This window comes from Pedobacter cryoconitis (genome assembly GCF_003259615.1).
In the GTDB taxonomy this organism is placed as follows: domain Bacteria; phylum Bacteroidota; class Bacteroidia; order Sphingobacteriales; family Sphingobacteriaceae; genus Pedobacter; species Pedobacter cryoconitis.
The window spans coordinates 131,196-150,349 of record NZ_QLLR01000003.1 but is presented as its reverse complement, the minus strand read 5'-3'; the positions used below and the strand labels follow the sequence as shown (position 1 = coordinate 150,349).

Below are 19,154 nucleotides of genomic sequence, written 5' to 3'. Positions count from 1 at the left end.
CATATGATGAGATTAGCTGTAATTACTAAACATCTGGAGGCTTATGCGCCATTAAATTATCAGGAAGATTATGATAATTCGGGCTTGCTGACGGGAGATATGAACCAGGAAATCACAGGGGCTTTAGTCGCTCTTGATTGTACTGAAGATATTGTTGATGAGGCTATTGCCAGAAATTGCAATCTGATCATTACGCATCATCCAATTGTTTTCAAAGGATTGAAAAAGTTTACAGGCAAGAATTACGTGGAGCGCGTGATTGTTAAAGCGATCAAGAATAATATTGCTTTATATGCGATCCATACAAATCTTGATAGTGTACAGAATGGGGTGAACGGGGTGATTTGCAAACGTCTGGGCTTAAAACAACCTAAAATTCTTGCCCCTAAAGATGGAATTCTGAAAAAACTGGTTACTTTTTGTCCAACGGCGCAGGTCAACAGGTTAAGAGAAGCTCTTTTTGCTGCGGGTGCGGGGAATATTGCAAATTATAGTGAATGCAGTTTCAATGCTGTTGGCGTAGGCACATTTAAAGCTTCAGCAGGTACACAGCCTTTTGTCGGGCAGCAGGGTTTGCAGCATCAGGAGCCTGAAGTAAGAATTGAAACAGTATTTTTAATTCAGGACGAGCGAAAAGTATTGCTTGCATTGCTTGAAAATCACCATTATGAAGAGGTTGCTTATGATATTTATCCGCTTGAAAATAAGTTAAGCACAGTCGGGGCCGGAATGGTCGGCTGGCTGGAAGAAGAAATGGACATGGCAGATTTCCTGAGATTTGTCAAATCCAGAATGAATGTCAGCGTGATCAGGCATACTAAAGATACAGGCCGTAAAATTAAAAAAGTGGCTGTTTGTGGTGGTTCTGGTAGTTTTCTGCTTGGAAATGCGCTCGCAGCCGGTGCTGATGCTTTTATTACGGCAGACTTCAAGTATCATGAGTTTTTTGATGCTGACGGAAAACTGATTATCGCGGATATAGGACATTTTGAAAGTGAGCAGTTCACGTCTGATTTACTGGTAGATATTCTGCAAAGAAAGTTCCCTGAGCTGGAGGTTCGCTTAACTGAAGTGAACACAAATCCAATCAATTACTTTTATTAGATAACAGCGTTAAAACGGGGGTTAGCAATAAGCTAACCCCCGTTTTTTTATTGTTTAGTTTCTTCTGCTTTCGCGTCATAATCTACAACTGCCACGTCCACTCCTTCTGCTTTCCAATGTGCTTCAATCAGCTTCATTGTATTTTTGAAATAGGTATAGTCTTTACGGGATAAATCTGTCCATCCTACCTCTGCATAAGCAGCTAAGCGGGGATAAATTTTCTTTTGCATATCAGTAACTTCCGGAATAAATTCACTCCACATCTGACAGCCCAGGCCTAATACGTGTTTGTCATATTTAGGATCTAAGCCTTCTGGTACCGGATTAAATTCATAAGCTTTTTGTACCGTAATTTCTTTATAATCATAGTCCAGATAAGTGTAAATGTGGTAAGAGTTAACCAGATCATAGCCTTTTGAGGCTGCGTTGGTAATCATATCTGTTGTGCCTCTCCAAAAATGAACGATAGTTCCCTGATCCAGTTTCTCTTTGACTATTGTCTCTTTTTCATCTATATTATCATGGACTTTACCACCCATAATTTCATTCCATCCCATCATCCTGCGACCTTTGGAAGCAATAAATTTAGAAATTTTGTTGGTAAACCAGATCTGTACATCAGCTGGAGATTTCAAACCTTCTCTGACCATCAATGCCTGTATCTGGGGAGAGCTTTTCCACTGGTCATATAAGACTTCGTCGCCACCAATGTGAATTACTTTAGATGGGAATAAGGCCATTACTTCGGTCAGTACATCTTCTAAAAAGGCATAGACTTTGGGATCGGCTACGTTATAGGTGTCTTTAAACTTGCCAAAAGTAACAGGGACTTCAACTTTTTCTCCTGTGGTACCTAACCATGGGTAGGCGGCGATAGCCGCAGTAGCGTGACCTGGCATTTCAATTTCCGGAACTACTGTAATATGTCTTTCAGTAGCATAACGGACCACTTCTTTAATCTGTTCTTGTGTATAGAAGCCTTCATGTGGTTTTCCTGAACGTTTATCACTTCTCCAGGCTAATTGTGAATCTTTACGTTTAGAGCCTATTTTTGTTAATTCAGGGTATTTCTTGATTTCAATTCTCCAGCCTTGATCGTCTGTTAAGTGCCAGTGAAAAACATTCATTTTCAGCATAGCCATATCATCCAATAGCTGCTTCACTACTTTTTCTCCTTTGAAATGACGGCCTTCATCAAGCATCAGGGCACGCCAGCTAAAGCGTGGTTTATCCTGAATGGTTACAAAGGGAATGTTTACGTTTTTACCGCTTTCCTGTTGTGTAATTAATTGCAGCAAAGATTGTATGCCATAAAATAAACCTGCTTTGTCTGCCGCGGTTATTTTGACTCCTTCAGCGTTTACCGTAAGCTGATAACCTTCTTTACCGGCTGTTGCTGATAGATTTTGCTCAAGTGTAAGTACAATTTTATGATTTGCAGCTTTTGATGAGCTGCTGATCTGAACGTTCAGTCCTGCTGCGGCTGAAAGTTTGTCTTTTAGATAATTTGCTTCTGTGGTTAATGTTTTGGCAGCAATAATTGTGGTAGCAGCATTAAGCTGAAAAGTTCCCTGGGCTGTTTCCAGTATTAAAGGACGCGGGGAAATAAGTGGTTCTGTTTGTGCAAATACGGTTTGGTTACTGAGAAGTAAGCAAACTGCTGCAAAAGAAGCTAAAAGCTTTTTCATAATGGTTATTTGGTTAAGTTGGGGAAATCTTAATATATAAATTTTTAATGAAATAGCTGAATTATAGGTTCGCCATCAAGGGGTCTGTAAAGCTTTCTCTGGAATGTTCTACGTGGCCGGCAAATTGTTGACTAAAAGCGGGATGTCCCTTTGTTTTAATCGTAAAATCATACCAGTTATGACTGCTCTTTAAATCAATGGTAACGCGTTTCTCTGTTTCTTTTGCGCCTATGGAAACGTCAATTTGCTGTTGCTGATAAGCGTTGTCTGTGAGGGTGACCTGAAGTGGTATGCCTTTTTTAAGTCGTTTGATTTCCAGGATCAGATTACCGTTCAATTGATCAATTTTCCCTTTTTCATTCTGATAGTGCAGTGCAATCATGATTTCGGGATCATTAGCGTTCCCTGTAAAGTGCCTGAAAAAACCGTTAACGCTATATACTTTTAAGTCGTATTGCTGCTGATCGAATGTATCGAGTGGCCATTGGTAGGTTAATGTATCCCCTGCTGCTGCTGTAAAAGACCAATTTTTGTGTTTTGCATAGATATTGAAGCCTGCACCACTGGCCAGGCTGCCGAAATATTTATTGCCTGCAGTCATTGCAAGTTCAAATTGATTTTTGGCTGTATTTAGTCCTCCCTGCGCGTAAATCTCATAAGGAATAGCGTTAGCAGGCTTAATTCCTTTTTCTTGCGTTGGAAGGTGTACTGAGCCTTTAGGGTTTTTAATGACCGCCGTTATGGCCTGATGATCTAATTTTTTAAAGTTATCCGGCAGTTTAGCAAACTGAGCCTTATGAATTCCTTCGATAAAGGGCTTTCTTTCTATTGTTTTTGGCAGTGAAATCTTCTCTCCATTATAAGGCCTGAAAACCGAAGTAAGGTCGCCACATAAGCTTCTTCGCCAGGAAGTCAGGTTTTCTTCGTGGATCTTCTGCCCGGTTTTATGACTTAAAAAGTGTTCTAAGAACTGGATGGAAGAGGTATGGTCGAAAACCTGTGAGTTTACATAACCTCCGCGTGTCCAGGGAGAAACAATAACCATAGGTACTCTGTAGCCCAAACCTACAGGGCTTTCTCTTTTACTCTGCCCTTTTTGTACAAATTCTGCATCAATATCGAGGCTTTTTGAAACGATTCCTGTAGCCGGATCTTTGGGGTTAGGAGCTGTAAATGGAGGTACATGATCAAAGTAACCATCATTTTCATCGTAAGTAAGAACAAAGATGGTTTTTTTCCAGACTTCAGGATTTTTTGTTAAAATATCGATGGCTTCTGACAGGTACCATGCGCCATACCATGGGGCACCGGGATGGTCAGAGAAATTGCAGGGTGCAACCAGCCAGGAAACTGCGGGCAGCTTACCCGAGTCGACATCTGAGCGGAACTGATGCAATATATCACCTTTGGGAATTGCTGTTGTTCGCTCTTTACCCTGATCATGATAAGTGATGGATTCCAGTTGATGGAAATCAGGATCATTTTTATTGGTGGTAAATGCTCTTTGATGTAAATCTTGTTGTTCGGGAGTTAAAGTTTCAAGCGGGTTGCTTTCCAGAAAAGTAAGCTCTTTCTGATAGTGTTCTAGTGTTTTTTGCAGCTTCGGGTCTGGTTTGTCCTTTAATTTAGTGGTCAGATCTGCAGTTGCTTTTTTTAGCCATTTAATATGTTCAGGGTGTCTTTTAACGTGATATTGCTGGAAAAATTCAATCGGATTGTCGGTAAAGTTCCCCAGCCAGTCGTCTTGTTCTCCTTCAAAGCCAACACCTGCGCTAAGTTCATTCTGATAAATTCTCCAGTCTACGCCGTGTGCAGACAGGCGCTCAGGAAAAGTTCCCCACGACAGGCGTTCTGATCCATCAATATCTCCATTGTCAAGGTGAGCTTTAGCGGTACCGTTTTGTTCTTCTCTGATTTTTCCTGTCCAGAAAAACGTGCGGTTAGGACTTGTGCCAGTCAGTGAAGAGCAAAAACTTTGATCGCAAACGGTAAAGGAGTCTGCAAGGGCGTAATAGAATGGGATGTCTTCTCTGTTATAGTAGCCCATAGTGAGCGGCATATCTGCGTAATCTTTATTCCCGGACCTTTTCGCTTCAAGCCATCCGTTGAAATCACCATGGTTACGGGCATCGACCTGATTTTCCCAGGAGTGCGGCAGGGAATTCATCCAGGTTGCCCTGGTATCTTTAAGGTCTAACCTGAAAGGGGCATATGTTTCTCCTTTTTTATTGGTTTGCAGCCATACTGGATAGTTATTTGGTAAGCGGATTGCCCTGGGATCATTGAAGCCGCGGACTCCTTTTAAGGAACCGAAAGCGTGATCGAAGGACCTGTTTTCCTGCATCAGAAATACGATATGCGCTGCATCCAAAAAGGTAGTTCCAAGTTCAGGATCGATGGCTAATGCCCTTTGTATTGATCCTGGTAAAATTGTTGAAAGACTTAAGGCTCCGGTTAATAAAGATGCCTTCTTGATAAAATCTCTTCTGTTTTCCATGTACTATAAAAATCCAAAAATTATTTTAACTGGCAAGCTTCGTGAGTTATTAAATGTCGTTCTACATAAAATCGTTACACATTGTGCCATTTTGAATCGTTCTAAATTATCTTAACTTTGGCGGACAAATTCCTCATAGATCGTGTCTGAACAATCACCGGATAATTTAAAGAATCAGCTTAGAATTGATGAAAAGTCTTTTTTTCATCTTTACGAATGCTATTGGAAAAAATTATATCAACTGGCCTACAAATATCTTGGCGATGCTTATCGTGCGGAAGGTGTAGTACAAGAGGTCTTCACATCTATCTGGCAACGCAGAGATTCTTTGCTGTTGAGTGAGGATACCATAGAAAATTACCTGGTTCGTGCGGTACGTTTCCGGATCAGCCGGGTTTACAGTGATGAAGTTCGTAAGGCAAAAAAGATGGATGAATTACTGCTGAGACAAACAGTGGGTGATCATAACCATACGGAGCAGCAGGTGCTGTACAGGTTTTTAAGAGAGGATATTGATAAATTAGTCAACTGTCTCCCTGAACGCTGCAGGGCGGTATATGTGTTAAGCAGAGAAAAGGGGCTGAATAACCAGGAAATCGCAGGTAATCTGCTGATCTCTGAAAAAACAGTCGAAAACCAATTGACAAAAGCGCTGAAGTTTATCCGTAAGGGGCTCGAAAAGTATCCATTATCTTAAAATAATCAGTCTTTATCTACGCTGACGTAGGGGATAAAGAAGGGTTGTGATAATTATAATCATCAGGCTAGTATATGAATCCGGAGTTATTAAAAAAATGTTTATCGGGGAATGCTTCTGAGGAAGAACTGAAAATCTATGAAAAATGGATGGAAGGGGAAGCTGACGACCTCGATGCGGAGGAATTAACTGGGGAAAATATACCACCGCAGCATGAGGTGTGGGCTAAAATCAGCGCAGAGAATCTGAAACATAATCATTCGCAGCTTTACAGAAACCGGATATTTAAGTTAGCTGTTGCTGCTAGTTTATTGGCTGTGTTTTATTTTTTCAGTTTCCAGCGGAATACTTCAAGGGATCAGTTAATGGTATTTCATTATGATCAATCCAGACCATCGCAGGAAAAGGAGTTTGATGGGCTAAGGATCCGCCTTGGGCAAAATGGAATGGTCAAGTTAATACAGCAGGAAAATGATACGCTGGATATTAGTTTTTCAGGAAATATGATGGTCAGCAATACGACTTCTGCTGACAAAGAAATTTTAGTATTGTCTAAAAATAATGAAGGCCAGGTCTGGTCTAAAAAACTTAATCTAAGAAAAGGCAGGTCTTATTTACTGGCACATTATCTTTTTAAGGATGATGAACTGGTCATGGTAGAAAATCGTAATCTCACGGATATGCCACCTATACTGGCCTTGAATATGAAAAGAGATTTTGGCCTCTAAATCAATTGATGTGAATCGGTATTTACCTGGTAATTTTCGGCTTTTATTTTTGTTTATTTTCCTCGTGATCTGTGCTTGTGATGGGCACAAGGGGAAAGATGGCTTCAATTTTGGGCTGATTGTTTATGATCAGGAGAAAAATGTAACCCGTTTTATGCCGGTTTATTCAATGCAGGCAGGAAAGGCTGAGGCAAAAGGGATTGATGTGCCTGGAATGACGATTGCTGTTTATGATCATTGTTATTTACTGATGGATAAGTCTGATCAGAGTTTCCTGAAATACAGGGCAACTGCTGAGGGTTTAGTTCTGGAACAGTCGATTGATATGAAAGCAATTCCCTGGGAGCCTTATTCTGGCTGGGTGAATTGGGTCAATGATCATACGATCTTATTGGGCAGCGTTGTTGATGAGCAGTTCCGGTATATAGAAATCGACCTGAAAGAAATGAAGGTATTACGGAATGGATTATTGGCGGTTCCACCAGCACCAAAGGGTGTAAACTATACGGGCATGTCTGCGCAATTGGTTAAAGACAAACTTTTTATTTTCTATACTTATCAAAAGGGTTTTATGCGGGAACATGTTAATCCGCCTGATGGTTCTATCTATACGGCTGTTTTTAACTTTCCTGGGCTGGAATTTCAAAATAGTTTCCAGGATAACAGAACTACCTGGCCTGGCAGTTATAATATATGGAGTTCTAATTCCCTGGTCTTAAATGATACTGTTTATGTATTAGGGCAACCTGGCGGCAGAACTGGTAATCATCCTACGGCTCCCTCGGCTATTTTAAGGCTGAATAAGGGTGCTCAGACATTTGATCCGGGTTACTTGTTTAAATTAGGGAGCCATGGTGCCCAGGAGGCTTATACGCTTTATAATTTAGGACACGGGCTAGCTGTAACAAGAATTGTGGAATCTTCAGTTATTAGTCAGTTTGATGATTATATGCTCAAAAGAATTTCACGGTATGAGTTGCTGGATCTTCGCCGGCAAAAAAAAATCAACCTGCGCTTACCTCCTGTCCTTCTTGATTTTATAATGGATGTTACTGCGGATGAAAGTTTCGCTTATCTATCAGTTTATCAGGAGAATGATAAAAGTCAAATCTGGATTTATAATCTCCGCTCGGGGATACTTAAGCGTGGTGCTGAAGTAAATGGACAAATAATCCGTATAGATAAACTAGCAGATTAAGCTCTTTATTCTATTTTATTTAAAATTATTCTAAATAGGCATAGGGGAAAAGCTCTACTTATGATAATAGTATAGTAGAAGCCGGAAAACTGGCGATAGAATAATATGAAAAAATAAAAAAGAGCCATACAGTTCGTACCTGTATGACTCATCCCCAAATGGGGTTACCTCTAAATCGTTTATCATTTAAAAGTAATGCAAATTAAGAAAATTTTTCTGACGGGTATTTTGTGCGCCCTGATATTTTTTGTTCAAGCTCAGAGCGGCAGGAACGGCACGATTAAAGGTAATGTGTATAATGACCAGTCGGAAGCCATTCCGGGCGCAATTATTAAGTTATTGCCCTTAAACAAAACAGCAGTCAGTGATGAAAAAGGGGAATTCCGTTTTGCTGGGCTTGCTCCGGGAACTTACCAGCTCAAAATTCATGCGCTGGGGCGTACTAAAGAAGAGAAAAGCTTAACAGTTATCGCAGCAAAGGAGGCTACTATTAGTTTCAGGCTTAAACAGGATGTGAGAGAGATCGATGAAGTCGCTATTCTTGGCTTCAGCAAAAATCAGAAAACCAACAGGCAGGCTTATAATGTAATATCGATAGATGCAAAGGCACTTCACAATACGACAATGGACCTTGGGCAGGTAATGAACAGGGTTTCTGGTGCCCGTGTACGTGAATCTGGTGGAGTGGGGTCGAATATGACTTTTAGTTTGAATGGATTTTCTGGTAACCAGGTGAAGTTCTTTCTGGATGGTATGCCGATGGAGAATTTTGGATCTTCTTTCCAGTTAAATAATATCCCGGTGAATTTTGCAGACAGGATTGAAGTTTATAAAGGAGTTGTTCCGGTATGGCTTGGTGGTGATGCTTTGGGTGGTGCGGTAAATATTGTGACCAACACAGATCCCAGAACTTATGTAGATGCTTCTTATTCTTTTGGTTCTTTTAATACACATAAAAGCTCGGTTAATGCTGGTTATACCGCCAAATCTGGTTTTACGGCACAATTAAGTGCTTTTCAAAACTATTCTGACAATAATTACTGGGTAACCGGAGGGGTGACAGACAGTATTACCGGAGTAAATACACCGACAAGAGTACGCAGATTTCATGATCGGTATCACAATGAAACTGTAGTCGCAAATATTGGTGTATCCGGTAAAAAATATGCTGATCAGTTCTTGGTAGGGATTACTTTGGGACAAAACAAAGCAGATATACAGGTCGGAAACCGGATGGAAGATGTATTTGGTGGAAGATGGAAATCCGGAAATACCATACAGCCTACTTTAAAGTATGTGAAGAAGGATTTGTTTGTCAAAGGATTGGATTTAAGGGTAAATGGAAATTTTAATTTTGGAGAAGAGCGTAATGTAGATACGGTTCCCCGAAAATTTACCTGGGATGGATCTTCTGTACCCAGAAACCGGAACGATCCAAAGGCTATTGGTGGAGAAGGTGATCTGGCAGACTTTAAGTTTAAAAATAATAATGGTCTGGCTAATGCAGGATTGAATTATGCCATAAATGACCGTCATTCTTTATCTCTTAATGACCAGTTTTCGACTTTTAACAGGAAAGGACTGAATCGCTTTGATCCGGATAACCGGCAGGACAAGCAGCCTCAGATTTCCAGGAAGAACATCTTAGGGTTAGGTTATCGCTTAAATCTTGATGAAAAATTAAATTTCACTGCCTTTATCAAACAATATAATCAACACATAACGAGTAATAATGTAGTCAGGGATTTTGATAATTCGACTAAAATAACAACTTATACTATCCTCTCGCGAAGCTCGGATTTATCTAAGCAAGGTTATGGATTTGCGGGATCTTATTTCTTAACAGAAAATCTTCAGTTAAAGGCTTCTTACGAGAAGGCTTATCGTCTGCCTGATAATGATGAGTTCTTTGGTAATGTTTATTTGACGGTTGCGAATCTGGAACTGAAGCCGGAGAGTAGCGATAATATTAATATTGGAGCAACTTATACTACAGAAATAAATAAAACACATTTCTTTCAAATTCAGGCTAATTATATTTTCCGTAATGCGAATGATTATATCCGGGCTAATGTATTGCCTGGGGCAAGTAATGGAAGATATTTAAGCAAGTTTAGCAATGAAGGTAAAGTAACCAATCGTGGTATTGATGCAGAATTGCGTTATGCTTATAAGCAGCTGTTCACGTTGAATACCAGTTTCACTTATCAGAATTTAAGGAATGATAATGAATTCGACAGACTGATTTCAGGTGAGCTCTCGAAAACCAGAAGTGTCATTTACAGAGATCGTATTCCTAATACTCCCTACCTTTTTGGAAATGCAAACGGCAGCTTTTATTTCAATAATGTCCTGAAAAAAGGTAACCAGCTTACTTTAGGTTATAACGTGTTGTTCGTCAATAAATTTTACCTGTACTGGCCAGGACAAGGTTCTAAAGAGACTAAAATGGTTGTGCCGACCCAGTGGGCACACGATGTTAATATGATCTATGCCATGGGAGGTGGAAAATATAATATCGCAGTAGAGTGTCTGAATTTAACTGATGCTGAGCTGTTTGATAATTACGCATTGCAGAAGCCCAGCCGCGCTTTTAACATTAAGCTCCGCTATTATTTTTCTAAAAAAAGAGGCCTCTGATCAGAGTGCCCGTTTAAATCAGCTTTTAATAATTAAATAAATAAAACAATGAAGAAGACTACTAATTTTTTAATAACAGGTATGTTAGGAATGGCAGTACTATTAGGTGCTTGCAGCAAGGATAAAACTCCGGATGCTCCTGTAGACCCAGGGAAGCCAGGGCGTTCAAAATATGTATTTGTTTATACTGGAAAGGGCGATGGTGCTGCAACTTATATCGTAAGTACAGATGATATTACCAAAGGAGGAGTTTCATCAACCAATAATGGTGTAGAAGTAGATGCCTGGTCTTTTATCGTTCAGAATAATACAGTATTTGCACAAGCTTATAATGAACAGGGGTTGGTAAGACCATTTCGTCTGAATGAACAAGGTAAAATATTTGAAGCCGGAAGAGCAGTAACAACCTTCCGTACCGGTGTATCTGGTAAAGTCGGTAGTGATTTCTGGGTAGGCGGTGGTGATCCCCGTTCAAGTGGTGTTGGAGAATTATATCGTTTTGACGCGATCAATCTTCAGCTTGCAGGAAGAAGCACAACAGATTTAAAGAAAATAACAGGAACAGGCTTTAACGCTGTATGGACAGGTTTATTTGAGGTAGATAATAAAATATATCTTCCTTACTATAAGTTTAAACATACGCCTGGTGGCCGGGTTTACGAAGGTGAATATGGTAGTTTAGACAGTACATGGGTGGCTGTTTTCAGTTATCCTGAGCTTAAATACGAAAAAACAATCTCTGATGACCGTACTGGTTTTATCGGAGACTGGAGCAGTCAGCAGGGCCTTAAGCAAATTGAGAACGGGGATACTTATGCCTGGTCTACTGCATCAGGTGATGGTGAACAAAGAACATCGACAAAACCGTCTGGTATTGTTCGTATCAAAAAAGGAGCGGAACAATTCGATAAATCTTATTTCTTTAATATTGAAGCAGCTGTAGGATCAAAGATTTGCAGGGGTGAATATATTGGTAAAGGTAAATTCCTGATGGCGGTTTATACTGATGCCAAAGCGACTGGTGGAAAAATCAAGATGATTATTGCTGATGTATTTAACAATACGGTTACCCCGGTTACAGGAGTTCCTGTACATGAATTTGGCGGATTTAAGCTAATTGTTTATGCTGAACAAGACGGTAAAACAATCAACTATGTAATGGAGGATAGTGCAGGTGAATACTATGTGTACATTATTAATGCAGACAATGGAACTGCAACAAAAGGTGTTCATATTGAAGGTGCAGCTGGCGTAACTGCTATCTCGAAATTAACGTATTAAAATATTGTGTTTTGTTGGGCCGTATTACCAGGAGTAAGCGGCCCTTTTTTATTCCATTCCAATGTTCAAAAAAATCAATGCCTGGCTCCATTTGTGGCTGGGGCTTGCTTCAGGTATTATCGTAGTAGTTGTTAGTCTTACAGGCTGCATTTTAGTATTTGAGCAGGAAATAAATAACCTGCTGTATCCGTATCTGAGCGTAAAACCGGAGGCGGAAAGTAAGTACCTCCCTCCTTCTCAGCTGGCTGAACGTTTGGCGAAAGCTTTGCCGGGCAAAAAAGCAGCGAGTATCTGGTATCATGGGTTAGATAAATCTGCACATGTAACTATTAATTCTGATTCAACAGTTTATATGAATCCTTTTACCGGTGAGGTGCTGGCCGTGGCTGATCATGATGCTTTTTTTCATTTCATGGATGAGGGGCACCGGAATTTTTGGATGGGAAGGAAAGTTGGTAAGGCTGTTGTGGGCTGGGGAACGTTTATTTTCTTCGTGCTGCTCCTCAGCGGATTAATTTTATGGTACCCGAAAAAGTGGAGCAAAACGAATTTTAACAGGAGCTTTAAAATAAAGTGGGATGCAAAGTTCAAAAGACTCAACTATGACCTTCATAATGTATTGGGGTTCTACTCCCTGTTAATTGCTGTTGTATTAGCCTGTACAGGACTGGTGATGAGTTTTTCCTGGTTCTCGAAAAGCGTTTACTGGTTAAGCGGCGGAAGTATGGCCAAAAGGGTTAAACAGCAGGAGATCAAAATATTGCCACCACCAAATCCGATTGTTTATAGTTCGGATAAGGTTTGGTACAAAGTAAGAAAAGAGATTGCTGTCCATGAAAAGAATTCCATTATAGTTTCTATTCCTGATCATGATGATGAGGCAATTTATGCTTGTACAGATATGCACAATGGAAGTTGGAGAGATCTTTATTTTGATCCGAATACGATAGAGACATTACCTTCCTCCGGAAAAAGACTGTCTGATCTTGCTTTTGCAGACTGGCTCCGCAAGTCCAACTATGCGTTGCATGTGGGTGCTATTGGTGGGCTGTTTACCAAAATTATAGCTTTTATAACCAGCCTGATCTGTGCTAGTTTACCTATCACAGGGTTTTATGTATGGTGGGGCAAAAGGAAAAAAACGAAAAAAAATAAAATAACAACGGCATGAAAATAATCCTGACTCTAATCAGTTTCTTCCTGTTTGCTCAGTTAAATGCGCAGACGCATCAGGTAAGAGGTCATTTAACGGACGAGCATCAAAAACCGGTAAGTTATGCGGGAATTTTTCTGCTGAGTGCTGCAGATTCTACTAAGGTAAAGGCTGTGGTAAGTGATTCGACTGGTTATTTTAATCTTTCTAATGTTCCAAAGGGCAAATATTTTGTCAAGATCAGTTTTATTGGCTACCAGCATTATATGAGTGAGCCTTTGGAGTTAAACGGGACAGCATTGGTTTCTAATCTTGGACGTATCCGGTTGGTTGCTGAGCAGCTGGCTTTAAATACAGTAGAGATTAAAGCGAATAAAGCGACAATTGTACAACAGCTTGACCGGATGGTCATGAATGTAGAGAATAGTGTAATGGCCGAAGGAGGAACAGCTTTAGAATTATTGAATAAGGCTCCGGGTGTAACCATGAGCGAGAACGGTGAGCTTAGTTTAAAAGGCCGGCCGGGCACGATGGTGATGATTAATGGAAAGCCTACCTACCTTTCAGGAAATCAGCTGGCAAATTTACTAAGGGGAACTGCTTCGAATACGATCTCCAGAATTGAAATCATGGCAAGCCCATCTTCTAAATATGATGCTGCGGGTAATGGCGGGATTGTAAATATTATCCTAAAGAAGCAGACAAAGGCAGGTTTAAACGGAACTGTCTCTGCAAATGGCGGTGCTGGAAGATCGGCCCGGTTTGGTGGAGGGACAAGCCTGAATTACCGGACTGAAAAGGTGAGTTTCTTTGGAAATTATAATTATTTCTACCAGGATTTAAAGGGTTCTGATGAGGTAAAAAGAGATTTTTACCGGGATGGAATGGGTGAAGGAAAAGCTTCTTATAACAGTTCTGTTCAGCGAATGGATGAAAAAGCGAAACTACGTTCGCATAATTTCCAGGCAGGAATGGACCTGTTTTTGAATGAGAAAAATACTTTAGGTTTCATGGTGAATGGAGGGGTTGGTAAATATCCATCTGTCCAGCCTACCAGGAACCTGTTATACAATAATGAAACAGGCGATGTAATATGGGACGCGCATACGAATACCACTGGTAAGGAAAAGTGTACTGATATGCTTTATAATATTAATTATAAGCACCTTTTTAATGATAAGGGACATGAATTAACAGCAGATCTGGATTATGTTTCGCACTTTTCTAAAATGGATCAGCAGCTGGACACGAGATTTATGGGCTCGCAGAATATGCTTCTGCCTGCATTAAAATCCAGAATCGGTGATCTTCCTTCTGACAATGACATTTATGTGGGGAAGATTGATTACGTACTGCCTGCGGGTAAACTAGGTAAACTCGAAGCAGGCTGGAAAGGAAGTGTGGTACGGATGGAGAATAAACTGAAATATGACACCTTACAAAATGGGGTTTATGTTCCTGATCACTCTACTAGTAATGATTTTATTTATAAGGAACAAATTCAGGCCGGTTATGTGAACCTGAAAAAAGATATTGGAAAATTCAGCATTCAGGTGGGGCTGCGGGGAGAGTATACTTATACGAAAGGGCATCAGCTTACTACAGATTCTTTAGTAACAAGAAGTTATTTTAAATTATTTCCAAGTGTATTCCTGACTCAGGAAATTAATGACAAGAACAGGGTACAGTTGAGCTATAGCAAGCGAATAGAACGTCCTGGCTATTGGGATATGAATCCTTTCAGGGTATATATGGATCCTTTTTCTTATGAGGAAGGAAATCCTTACCTGAATCCGTCTATAGTGAATGCTTTTGAACTGAGTTATGGCTTTCGTTCTCGTTATTATACAACATTGACTTATAATTCCAGCACAGATGTTATCAGCAGCCTGGTGGGTGGAGATAGTAATCTTGCTTTCCAGCGGCCTGAGAACCTGGCAACTTTTAAAAATTATGGAATCAGTTTTACAGCGTCTGTAGATTTTACCAAATGGTGGTCAGGAACGCAGTTTGCCAATCTTTTCAGAAATGATTTTTCTATTGCAGCTCCTCAGGGTGAACAGCGTATTCAAGGGACAAGTTTTACATTTGATTCTCAAAATACATTCAAGCTGGGAAATGGCTGGAAGGCTGAGCTGAGTGGAATGTACAAGTCGAAAGTAGTTTCGGGTGTGTTTACGACCAGAAGCTACTATATGGTGTCTGCGGGCGGCCAGAAAGACATCCTTAAGGATAGGGGAACATTAAAATTGCTGGTCAATGATATTTTCCAGAGTAAACAGATTAAGCAATCTGCAACGTATGGGAATATCTCTACTTATAGCCACAGCAGACCAGACAGCCGTGCTGTAGTGCTCTCTTTCAGTTATCGCTTTGGAGGAGACGGAGCGGGTGGTAAACAACGGAGTACGGCCAGTGAAGACTTAAAAGGAAGGTTGAAATAAGGAGGATATACGGGATAAAATATTTAATTAAAAGCCAATCAGCAGATTAATAGCAAATTGTATGGCTGAAAGAAAATATAATACTTATCTTTGCAAGCTTTAGCAATAGACTATATGACAATTAATTCCTATATTTTGAGGAATTATATTTTGTTTTGAGTCTGCGCAAGAGCTAAGAAACAGTTAAAGAACTGACAATTAGTCAAATATAATTATACCCATACCCATAAATTATTTCATTTAATGGAACAAACTGTAGAGCAAAAGCTGAAAGCTTTATACGAATTACAAACCCTTCATACAAAAATTGATAAAATACGTCAGATTCGTGGTGAATTGCCAATGGAAGTGGCTGATTTAGAAGATGAGGTAGCGGGATTGGATACACGTATACAAAAATTCAAAGCTGAATTGGATGAAACCGAAGATGCTATTGTAACACGTAAAAATATGATCAAAGAATCTCAGGCTTTGATTAAAAAATATGATACTCAGTTAAAAGAGGTAAAAAATAATCGTGAGTATGATGCTTTAACAAAAGAAGTAGAGATCCAATCTCTTGAAATTCAGGTTTGTGAAAAGAAAATCAGAGAATATGGATTTGATATTTCTTCTAAAACTGAAGTTTATGAGAAAGCTTTAGCTGATCAGGAATCAAGAAAGAAAGATCTGGAGATCAAAAGAGGAGAATTACAAACGATTACATCTGAAACTGAAAAAGACGAGCAGGTTTTAAACAAAAAATCGGAAAAAGCAGAGTCTGTAATTGAAGAAAGATTATTAATTGCTTACAGAAGATTAAGAGGAAACGCAAACAATGGCCTTGCTGTAGTAACTATTGACCGTGATTCTTGTTCTGGATGTTTCAATCAGATCCCCCCTCAACGTCAGTTGGATATTCGTCAGCGTAAAAAAATCATCGTATGTGAGCATTGCGGAAGAATTTTAGTTGATGAAGCTTTAACATTAGAAAACGTACCAGCATAATTAAGCAGTTATTGCTAATAGTATAAAAGAACGGTCAGATTGTAATCTGGCCGTTTTTTTTATACAGTTTTTTTAAAATTTAAAATAATAACGCCGTCTTCGTCGTTTTCATGGATTAACCGTATAGAAATATTTTATTTATGCCCGCCAAAAGGAAACTCATCCTCCTGTTTAGATATTGTCTTTTTCCCCTGTTTTTAGTCCTTCCCGGTACAGTTCATGCTAATTTTGATTTTAATGCCAATTGTTTAAAGGCTTATCAATTGATATTTGAACTTAAAATTAATGCGGCGAAGCAATTGATTGCTGCTGAAAAGAGTGCACATCCTAAAAATGCTATAGTACCATTATTAGAGAATTATGCAGATTACTTTTACCTGATTACGGTTGAAAGTAAGCAGGATTTTGACAGGCTGAAGGATGAAAAATCCAGCAGACTCAGTCAAATTGAGGATGATGATGAGAAATCTCCTTATTATCTGTATGCGCAGGCAGAGATCAATTTACAGTGGGCTTTATTGAGAAGCCGCTATGGCGAATATTTTACAGCTGCCAGAGAAATTAAAAAGGCAAACAGCCTTTTGCAGGAGAATAGTAAGAAATTTCCAGGATTTCATCTAAATGGTAAAGGTCTGGGTTTGATCAACGTCTTTTTGGGAAACCTTCCTGATGGGACGCTGAAAAGTATGCTTTCTACTTTTGGCGTAAAAGGTGATGTACAAAAAGGGCTGTTGATGTTGGATAAACTTGCACAAAATCTTCCCCGTTCTTCATTCGAGCCATTTTATGAAGAGGTAGTTTTCTATTATTCTTATGTTTTATCTGATGTAATCCATTCTCCGGATGCTTATGCTAAAACTATGAAATACACAGCCAGGATTTCTGATAGCAGCTTATTGAAGGCTTATTTGCAGGCTTATGTTTGCGCACGGAATGGTCACAATGATGAGGCAATCGCTATTTTGGCGAAACGGCCTGCAGGAGAAGGTTACCAGGCATTTCCTTACCTGGAACTTTTAATGGGAACTGCAAAATTGAATAAGCTGGATTATTCGGCATCAAATAATTTCAAGAGGTTCCTGCAGCTGAATAAGGGCGTGAATTACATTAAAGACGCGAACCTTCACTTGTCTTGGGTTGCTTTATTAAATGGCGACACGGGGGCTTATAAGGGGTATAATGCCAAGGTTAAAAGTGCTGGCTATACTTATGCTGAAAAAGATAAGCAGGCTATGAATGAGGCTGGTGCTCCTGTTCCTGATAAGGGGTTATTAAAATCGAGATTATTATTTGATGGTGGATATTATACTAAAGCACTGGATGTATTGTCAGGAGAAAGTGCTTCAGCCTATCAGGCCATAAAAGATAAAGTAGAGTTTTATTATCGCATGGGCAGGATCTATGATGCGCTGGATAAAGATGACAGTGCTTTACAACATTATCAGAATGCTGTAAACTACGGGAAAAATTTAAAGTATTATTACGCGGCAACTTCTGCTTTGAATATGGGTAAGATCTATGCAAAGAAAAAGAATGATGCCAAGGCTAAAGCTTACTTTAACCAGGCAATCAATATGAAAAATCATGAGTATGAGAATAGTATTGAAACCCAGGCCAAAGATGGCCTGAGGAAATTGGGTAATTAAAACCGGTATACGAAGGCGTTAATGTGCATTCCCGCACCAACAGAAGCAAAAACTGCATATTCGCCTGCTTTTACTTTATAACCTGCTACTTTTTCTTTCAGCACAAGATCCAGTAGAGTCGGTATGGTTGCAACTGAACTATTCCCTAACCATGAAATGGTCATTGGAACAAGGTTTTCAGGAACAGCATCCTTATCGTATAATTTGAATAATCTTTTCATGATCGCATTATCCATTTTACCGTTTGCCTGGTGGATAAATACGGTTTTGATATCTTCAATGCTTAATCCTGCTTTATCAATAGCCATTTTTACCACATGAGGAACGTTTACAACGGCAAACTCATAAAGCTTGCGTCCGTTCATTTTCATATAGGTATTGCCATCTGTAGCGCCTGGATTACAGCTTTTAGCCATGTATAACAACGACGCAAAGTTACCGGCGAATGTTTGTGTTTTATGAGTGATAATACCAATTGGCTCTTCGTTTTCAACACCTTCAAAAACTACTGCTCCTGCCCCGTCCGAAAAGATCATACTATCACGGTCATGCGGGTCAATTATCCTGGAAAGTGTTTCTGAACCGATCACTAAAACACGTTTTGCATCTCCGCTTTGGATCAGGTAATTAGCTTGTATAGCGCCCTGTACCCATCCCGGACATCCGAATATAATATCATAAGAAACACAGTCAGGATTCACAATCTCTAATTGCTGCTTAACTTTAGCGGCCAGAGAAGGCAGAATATCCATCCGGTTACTTCCATGATGAATATCTCCGAAATTATGACATACAATGATGTGATCTAAGGTTTCTTTATCGATTTTAGCATCGTCCAGAGCTCTTTGTGCGGCAATGGCTGCGATATTACTATTAAGTAGGTTATCATCGATATAACGTCGCTCTATTATCTCCGTAATTTCAGAGAATTTACTGATAATATCTGCGTTGTCTTTCTCAAGAATGAGCCCGTTTTCGTAAAAGGTGGAGTTTAGGAAAGAATCTCCTGAAACAATTTTCTCCGGAATGTAACTTCCTGTGCCTGCAATTACTGAAGATATATGCTTTTTATTACCCATTCTGAACCGTAT

The 19,154-nt window shown here is 39.7% G+C and carries 13 protein-coding genes; 10 read left to right on the top strand and 3 right to left on the bottom strand.

The window, feature by feature from the left end; translation table 11 throughout:
• Nucleotides 1-6 precede the first annotated feature (6 nt).
• Nucleotides 7-1,104 (top strand): Nif3-like dinuclear metal center hexameric protein, encoded by a 1,098-nt coding sequence (locus LY11_RS05705; RefSeq protein ID WP_111632773.1) that lies wholly within the window; start codon nucleotides 7-9, stop codon nucleotides 1,102-1,104.
• Nucleotides 1,105-1,151: 47 nt separating this feature from the next.
• Here the strand turns inward: LY11_RS05705 and LY11_RS05700 are convergent, their stop codons facing one another.
• Complete coding sequence (locus LY11_RS05700; RefSeq protein WP_111632772.1) at nucleotides 1,152-2,792, bottom strand: beta-N-acetylhexosaminidase; 1,641 nt, start codon at nucleotides 2,790-2,792, stop codon at nucleotides 1,152-1,154.
• 61 nt (nucleotides 2,793-2,853) lie between these two features.
• A complete protein-coding gene (locus tag LY11_RS05695) occupies nucleotides 2,854-5,289 on the bottom strand; it encodes a phosphocholine-specific phospholipase C (RefSeq protein ID WP_111632771.1) in 2,436 nt (811 codons plus the stop codon).
• A 142-nt stretch (nucleotides 5,290-5,431) separates the two neighbouring features.
• On the opposite strand from LY11_RS05695, the gene LY11_RS05690 reads away from it, so the two are divergent.
• The 9 genes from LY11_RS05690 to LY11_RS05650 all read left to right on the top strand — a co-directional run bounded on the left by LY11_RS05690 (nucleotide 5,432) and on the right by LY11_RS05650 (nucleotide 18,063).
• On the top strand, nucleotides 5,432-5,986 hold the full coding sequence (locus tag LY11_RS05690; RefSeq protein ID WP_170132636.1) for an RNA polymerase sigma-70 factor: 555 nt from the start codon (nucleotides 5,432-5,434) through the stop codon (nucleotides 5,984-5,986).
• A gap of 74 nt (nucleotides 5,987-6,060) precedes the next feature.
• On the top strand, nucleotides 6,061-6,714 hold the full coding sequence (locus LY11_RS05685; RefSeq protein WP_111632769.1) for a hypothetical protein: 654 nt from the start codon (nucleotides 6,061-6,063) through the stop codon (nucleotides 6,712-6,714).
• 49 nt (nucleotides 6,715-6,763) lie between these two features.
• Nucleotides 6,764-7,912 (top strand): hypothetical protein, encoded by a 1,149-nt coding sequence (locus LY11_RS05680; RefSeq protein ID WP_146610804.1) that lies wholly within the window; start codon nucleotides 6,764-6,766, stop codon nucleotides 7,910-7,912.
• A gap of 195 nt (nucleotides 7,913-8,107) precedes the next feature.
• Nucleotides 8,108-10,552, top strand: coding sequence for a TonB-dependent receptor (locus LY11_RS05675; RefSeq protein ID WP_111632767.1), 2,445 nt, complete (start codon nucleotides 8,108-8,110; stop codon nucleotides 10,550-10,552).
• A gap of 48 nt (nucleotides 10,553-10,600) precedes the next feature.
• On the top strand, nucleotides 10,601-11,833 hold the full coding sequence (locus tag LY11_RS05670; protein WP_111632766.1) for a DUF4374 domain-containing protein: 1,233 nt from the start codon (nucleotides 10,601-10,603) through the stop codon (nucleotides 11,831-11,833).
• Nucleotides 11,834-11,894: 61 nt separating this feature from the next.
• The gene (locus LY11_RS05665) at nucleotides 11,895-13,004 is read left to right on the top strand and encodes a PepSY-associated TM helix domain-containing protein (protein WP_111632765.1); all 1,110 of its coding nucleotides are present in this window, start codon (nucleotides 11,895-11,897) and stop codon (nucleotides 13,002-13,004) included.
• Nucleotides 13,001-15,430 (top strand): outer membrane beta-barrel family protein, encoded by a 2,430-nt coding sequence (locus LY11_RS05660; protein WP_111632764.1) that lies wholly within the window; start codon nucleotides 13,001-13,003, stop codon nucleotides 15,428-15,430. Before LY11_RS05665 ends, LY11_RS05660 begins: the two co-directional genes overlap by 4 nt.
• A gap of 243 nt (nucleotides 15,431-15,673) precedes the next feature.
• The gene (locus tag LY11_RS05655) at nucleotides 15,674-16,417 is read left to right on the top strand and encodes a zinc ribbon domain-containing protein (RefSeq protein ID WP_111632763.1); all 744 of its coding nucleotides are present in this window, start codon (nucleotides 15,674-15,676) and stop codon (nucleotides 16,415-16,417) included.
• A 140-nt stretch (nucleotides 16,418-16,557) separates the two neighbouring features.
• On the top strand, nucleotides 16,558-18,063 hold the full coding sequence (locus tag LY11_RS05650) for a tetratricopeptide repeat protein (protein ID WP_111632762.1): 1,506 nt from the start codon (nucleotides 16,558-16,560) through the stop codon (nucleotides 18,061-18,063).
• On the opposite strand, the gene LY11_RS05645 is transcribed toward LY11_RS05650, so the two are convergent.
• Nucleotides 18,060-19,142, bottom strand: coding sequence for a 3-oxoacyl-ACP synthase III family protein (locus tag LY11_RS05645; RefSeq protein ID WP_111632761.1), 1,083 nt, complete (start codon nucleotides 19,140-19,142; stop codon nucleotides 18,060-18,062). The genes LY11_RS05650 and LY11_RS05645 overlap by 4 nt on opposite strands.
• Nucleotides 19,143-19,154: the final 12 nt, after the last annotated feature.